Genomic DNA, 6,417 nt, shown 5'->3' with positions numbered 1-6,417 from the left:
GCGCCTTTGAGGCGCTTGCTTGTAACATGCCCTTATAGGGCTAATGGAAGCCACCGGCTAAGCCGGTGGTTATGACTGTTGTTGGCTTTGCGGATGGCGGATGGCACGTCGATGACTGGCAATACGGGCGAACTGCATAAACTAGAAGGAACCGCCTGCTTTCTTATAGAATTTATTTTATCAAGAGTTGTTGAGGAGGGGGTACTTATGACGAACACATTGCCGCAGCGCTGGGATTTGGATGTACTATTTCCCGGTGGAAGCGAATCAAGCGCGTTTCTGGCATTTCTGGAACAGTTGGAAAAAGACATTGCGCAAGTAAAAGCCCGCGTAGAAGAGGCGGCACTCGCCCTGGAGGAAAGGCGCCGTTTATGGAGCTCGTGTCCGAGGTGCAGAGCATCGCGGTGCGGATAAGACAAGCGGGGGCGTTCATCTCTTGCCTGACCGCGCAAAACGTGAAGGATGAACCGGCCAAGCTGCTCGGCGGACGGGTGAAAACGATCTCGGCTGCCTTTGGCGCCGTGTTGACACGCTGGGATGAACAACTGCTGCGCATCGACGAGGCGGCATGGAACAGCTTGCTGGCGGATCGGGAGATGCAGCCGCTCGCTTTCGTGCTGAACGAGCGCCGCCGCCGTGCCCAGGAAAAGCTGCCGCCTGAGCAGGAAGTATTGGCGAGCGACCTGGCTGTGGATGGATACCACGCCTGGCAGGACTTGTACAACGCCGTGGTGGGCCGCATGACGATTGAGGTAGAGCTGGACGGGGAGACGAAGCAGCTGTCTGTCGGGCAAGCCTCCAACCTGATGAGCCATCCGGATCGCGCCGTCCGCAATCAGGTGTTTGCCAAATGGAAAGAAGCCTGGGGCAAGGAAACCGAGCTGTGCGCCCAAGCACTGAATCACCTGGGCGGCTTTCGTCTGGCCTTGTACCGCCACCGTGGCTGGGATTCCGTGCTGCGCGAGCCGCTCGACATCGGCCGGATGCAGGAAAAAACGCTTGAGGCGATGTGGCAAGCCATCGACAATCGCAAAGACCGCCTCGTTGCCTATCTGGAGCGCAAGGCCAAGCTGCTTGGCATCGACAAGCTGAGCTGGTCCGACGTATCCGCTCCGGTGGGAAGCGTCCACAAAAAAGTATCGTACGAAGAGGCAGCGGCCTTGATCGTCGAGCATTTCAACCGATTCAATCCGAGCATGGCGCAGTTTGCCAAAAAAGCGTTTGAGGAAGGCTGGATCGAGGCGGAGGATCGCCCGGGAAAACGTCCGGGAGGCTTCTGCACGAGCTTTCCTGTGAGCAAGCAGTCGCGCATCTTCATGACGTACGCCGGAAACGCAAGCAATGTCTCCACGCTCGCGCACGAGCTGGGACACGCGTACCATCAGCAAGTGATGTGGGATTTGCCGCCGCTCGCCCAAAACTACGCGATGAACGTAGCGGAAACCGCCTCGACGTTTGCCGAGATGATTCTCGCGGACGCTGCGGTGAAAAATGCGGCCAATGACGAGGAGCGCCTCGTGTTGCTCGAAGACAAGCTGCAATCTGTCGTCGCGTTCTTCATGAACATTCACGCGCGCTTCCTGTTCGAGAAGAACTTCTACGAGCAGCGCAAAAAAGGTCTGGTGAGCGCAGCCGAGCTGGACCGCCTCATGGAAGAGGCGCAAAAGACCGCGTTCCAAGGTGCCCTGGCGGAATACGAGCCGCATTTCTGGGCGTCCAAGCTGCATTTTTATATCACGACCTATCCGTTTTACAACTTCCCCTACACCTTCGGCTACTTGTTCAGCTTGAGCGTGTATGCGCGGGCGCTGGAGGAAGGCGCGAGCTTTGCGGCGAAATACGATGCGCTTCTGCGGGATACGGGCCGCCTGATGGTCGAAGATTTGGCGAAGAAGCATCTGGGCGAAGACATGACGACGGTCGAGTTCTGGCAAAAAGCAGTCGATCTGGCTGTGGCCGACATCGACGAATTCTTGCGTCTGACGTAAACAAGCAGGATACGCGCATGAGAATGAGAAAGCAGTCTGTCGCTTCGGTGACAGGCTGCTTTTTTTCGAGAACGCCTCGCTGTGTGTTCGGAGGGAGCGCTGCCCGCTTGCGTGCGATCCAATAGACGTCCCAATAGACAGGGACGTTTTGGCTCGATTCGTGGAGATTTTGTAAAGCTGCTCTTGAAAAGCTTCCGATAACGTTTACCTGCGCTTTACGAAAATCTCGCTGTTCGTTTTGTACAGTAAAAGAGAAGGGATCGCAGGCAAAGGGAGGGATCATCATGGACACTGCCAGTCATCTGTTGTTCGGGGTCACGCTCGCGGGCCTGGCCCAACTCACTCCTGCCGTTGCGCACGATCCGGCATTGGCGCAAGCGGTCATGCTCGCAACGGTAGTCGGCTCTCACGCCCCTGATTTTGACACGGTGGCAAGACTTCGCGGCATCTCTTTTTACATCCGTTTTCATCGGGGGATCACTCATTCGATTCCCGCCTTGTTTCTCTGGCCGCTCATCATCTCGCTTCCCATTGCCTGGGGCTTTGGGCAGATGGAACATGGGGGCATGTTGTACGGCTGGACGCTATTGGCTGTCGTGCTGCACGTCTTCCTCGACATGCTGAACGCGTACGGCGTACAATGCAACCGGCCGTTCAGTCGACGTTGGGTACATCTTGACGTACTGGCGATTTTCGAGCCGTTTTTGTTCGCGCTCCACTTGGCGGCGGCTGTTTGGTGGATCGGCTTCGACGGAGAAGCCGCAGTGCTGTTCCCAGCCGTCTACGCGATGACCTTTGCGTACATCGGCATGCGTGCCTGGCAGCACCAGCGCCAGGTCAAACGGGTGAAAAGCGCCTTGCACACAGACGGTGTTTGTCACGTTTTGCCCAGCTTTCATCCGTATCGCTGGCGATTTGTAATCGAGGCCGAACAGCGATTTTATACCGGAAGAATCGAGTACGATCATGTGTGCTTGGAAGACGTCTATCCCAAACAGCGCCGCGATGAGATTATCCAGGCGACTGTTGGTGTGGACGGCGTGCGGGCTTTTCTCGGTTTCGCCCAACGAATCCATGTCACCTGGAAGGAACGGCAGGACGGCTACGAGGTCACCTGGAGCGACGTGCGCTTCTGGTACGACCGGAAGCTGCCGTTTGGCGTCGATGTCGTGCTGGATCGCGAGCTGAACGTCGTGGAGTATCGGCTTGGCTGGCGCAAAAAAGCCTGGGACCCGCCTTTTGTCTAAGCCGAACCAACAGGGCTTGTGCTGGCCGTCAGTGCACATGCTGCGGGCCGCGCCAGCCCTGTTTGCGTGTTCGTTTGTAAGGGCTACATGGAAAAAGCGAGCGACTGATTGTCCAGCGTCCGGCATATGGTAGGGAAGAGAGGGGGGACACGGCGATGGCCTACGAAAAAGCGTTCACGGTCCTGCGGATGGCGACAGGCTTGCTGTTTTTGCTGCACGGACTGGCGAAGCTGCAAAAGGGGATGGGCGCTGTCACCCACATGTTTGGCGCTCTCGGCTTGCCGTGGTGGCTCGCCTATCTGGTGCTCGGGATCGAGCTGGTCGGCGGGCTTGCCTTTCTGCTCGGCATCGGGGAAAAATATGCCGCCTGGTGGCTCGCAGGGGTTATGACAGGAGCGATTGTGACCGTGAAGTGGAAGCAAGGGTTTATCGGGGGATACGAGCTGGACCTGATTTTACTTGCGGTGACGATTTGTGTCGGCCTCAAACAGACAAAAGCAAGGCCCGACTAGGCGCAAAGAGCGCAGCCGGGTCTTGCGCATTTGTTAGTGGTCCGTCTGACGATGCCGGTAGCTATCGGCGGATACAGCCTCAAGAAAAGGCGTTTTTTCCTGGAGGTAGTACAGGTGCAACTCGTGCATGGCCCGCGTGCAGGCTGTGTAAAACAGTTTGCGCTCGCTTTCCTGGCTGTAGCTTGCGCTGGACGCGTCGAAAATGATGACCGCGTCGAATTCGACTCCTTTTGCCAGGTAGGCCGGGATGACGAGACAGCCGGTATCGTAGGACAAGGTCGAAGTCGTAATCAGCCGGATCGGCAAGCGCTTGACAAGCCTTTCGTAGGCTTGTTCGGCTTCTGCTGCCGTTTTGGTGATGACGGCAATCGTCTTGTGTCCGTTGGCCGCCAGCTTTTGGATACAAGCCTCAATCTGCTCCGTTTGCTCAGCGAGGCTGCGGACCTTGGTTACCGTAGGGAGCAGACCAGCCCGATTGAACGGCTCGATCTGCTCGCCGCCCGCCACCAGCTGCCGCGTAAACTGCACAATAGGCAAGGTAGAACGATAGCTTTTGGTCAGGACGAACGTCTCCGTCTCTTGCGGGTCAAACAGGGACGCGACGGTATCAAAGCTTTCGTTGTGGGATGCGTGCGCGTAAATGGCCTGGTTCCAGTCGCCGAGCACCGTCATTTTGGCGCGCGGAAACAGGCTCTTGATGAGCGCGAACTGGAAGGCGGAGTAATCCTGGGCTTCATCAAGGAAAACATGGCGAACGAGGTTGTTCGTCTGTCGGCCTTCCAGCCGCTCCCGCAAGTACAGGTAGGGCGGAATGTCTTCCTGGGCCAGCTGTGCCTGTTCGAGTTGCCCAAGCGTCAAGGCGCAGATCGCGGGCCACGTCTCCGGAATGTGGCTTTGTTCGTCCGGCAGCAGTTGACTGAGTAACTGAGGATCGGCATACAGCTGCTCGTAAGTGGCCTTCGTATCTATGAATTGCAGCGCGGCAACAAAGTCGCGAATCGGCTGAAAATGCTGGTTGACGATCCGTTTTGCCAACAGCTCCTGCTCGCGGTCAAAGTCGTCGAACGAGTCCTCGCGAAACTGTTGTTTGCGTCGCATCTGCTGGTAGGCGGCCGCGAATGCGTCTTTGTCGAGCATTTCCATTTCGTCCTCGACCCACGGCTGCGTCCGTTCACGCCGCTCCAGCTGCTTGAGTTCTGCCAGCAAGGCTCGGGCTACCAGGTTCATCCGGTTTGGAATCGGCAGAGAGGGGTCCAGCGCATAAAACAGCTCGTGGATGTGCGCGGCGGAGAGAAGCGTCCGGTTGCGAAATACGATCGGACGAAACACAATCCCGGCCTGCATCAGCCGATTGGCGTACCGATCCATGGCCTGCAAAAACAGCGCGGACGATTTGAAGCGGATGGCGGCCAGCCGCGCCTCGTACTCCGGTTGGTCGTTTGCCGTCAGCACGTACTCCATCTGCTCCAGCGGGTTTTCCAGGCGAAAAACATCGCCAAGCCGATGCTCCGCATACTCCTGGAAGGTCGTCTGCTGCATGTTTTCCTCGCCCAGCTCCGGCAAAACCGTCGAGATGTAGCTGTTGAACAGCGAATTGGGGGAGAACAGGACAATCTGGTCCGCAGTCAGCGTCTTGCGGTAGCGATAGAGCAAATAGGCGACGCGCTGTAGCGCCGCAGACGTTTTGCCGCTGCCGGCCGCCCCGGAGACGATCAGCAGTCGGCTTTTTTCGTTGCGGATGATCCGGTTCTGGTCGCGCTGGATCGTAGCGACGATGCTGCGCATGTGCGAGTCGGCTTGCTTGCCCAACACTTCCTGCAAAAGCTCGTCGCCAATCGTCACGCCTGTATCGAACATGTGGAGCAGCTTGCCGTCGCGAATGATGTATTGCCGCTTGCACGTAATCTCGCCGGAAACGACTCCGCTTGGCGTATCGTACTGGGCGGGGCCTGGCGAATAGTCGTAGTACAGGCTGGAAATCGGCGCGCGCCAGTCGTAGACGAGAAAATGCTCGTCGTTTTGGTCCAATAGCGACGCGATGCCTAAATAAATGCGCTCGGAGTGGGGCTCGGTTTCTTCGCGAAAATCAATCCGGCCAAAATAGGGAGCGTGCAACAATCGCTGCATGGTACGCAACTGATGCTGGACATGACGATGGCTGCGTTCCCGCTCCGACAACACTTCAGCTTGCTGCTTGATGCTGACGTAAGTTTCGATCGCCTCGGTGGCATCCGCGAAGTTGACTGTCACGTCGTCCCAAAAATGCTTGCGGATTCCGACGATCTCTTCGCTCACGCCTTGCACCTGCTCCTTGAGCGTGGAAATCCGCCTGCTGATTTCTGCGATGACCGTCTCAACCCGTTGTTGCTCGTTTTGCCTGTCTTGCTCAGTAGCGCTCATGGTACCGCTCCTTTTTCATTCCCCATTTTTGATCTTCAGGTTTGACAAATGGAATCCAATGTGTTACTATTAAATTGGGATTATAGTGAACGTATCGGATATAGAAACCAAAAGACCAATTTCCATTGTAACAGAGGGGAATTGGATTTTCAACATGGGCCTGTAGAAATATAGTGAAGTCGATAGCGAAGACGGTGCGATCCGCGCCTGTCTTCGCTTTTTCATTTTCGTTTGGTCAAAGAAGAAGGCGGCTATTATGTAAAGGAAAAA

At 56.6% G+C, this 6,417-nt stretch carries 3 protein-coding genes and 1 pseudogene; 3 read left to right on the top strand and 1 reads right to left on the bottom strand.

The window, feature by feature from the left end; genetic code table 11:
• Window positions 1-207: 207 nt before the first annotated feature.
• The 3 genes and pseudogenes from ACTHO6_RS13010 to ACTHO6_RS13000 all read left to right on the top strand — a co-directional run bounded on the left by ACTHO6_RS13010 (window position 208) and on the right by ACTHO6_RS13000 (window position 3,747).
• Window positions 208-1,988 (top strand): annotated as a pseudogene (locus ACTHO6_RS13010) (M3 family oligoendopeptidase).
• Window positions 1,989-2,272: 284 nt separating this feature from the next.
• Window positions 2,273-3,235 carry a metal-dependent hydrolase gene (locus ACTHO6_RS13005; protein WP_440241996.1) on the top strand — a complete coding sequence of 321 codons (963 nt, stop codon included), beginning with the start codon at window positions 2,273-2,275 and terminating at the stop codon, window positions 3,233-3,235.
• Window positions 3,236-3,390: 155 nt separating this feature from the next.
• On the top strand, window positions 3,391-3,747 hold the full coding sequence (locus ACTHO6_RS13000) for a DoxX family protein (protein ID WP_440241995.1): 357 nt from the start codon (window positions 3,391-3,393) through the stop codon (window positions 3,745-3,747).
• 33 nt (window positions 3,748-3,780) lie between these two features.
• On the opposite strand, the gene helD is transcribed toward ACTHO6_RS13000, so the two are convergent.
• Window positions 3,781-6,147 (bottom strand): RNA polymerase recycling motor HelD, encoded by a 2,367-nt coding sequence (helD, locus tag ACTHO6_RS12995; protein ID WP_440241994.1) that lies wholly within the window; start codon window positions 6,145-6,147, stop codon window positions 3,781-3,783.
• Between the last annotated feature and the right edge of the window lie 270 nt (window positions 6,148-6,417).

It is taken from the genome of Brevibacillus sp. SAFN-007a, assembly GCF_051967035.1.
Classification (GTDB): Bacteria; Bacillota; Bacilli; order Brevibacillales; family Brevibacillaceae; genus Brevibacillus.
Note: the sequence above shows the minus strand (reverse complement) of the source record. Positions and strands in the feature narration are given on the sequence as shown.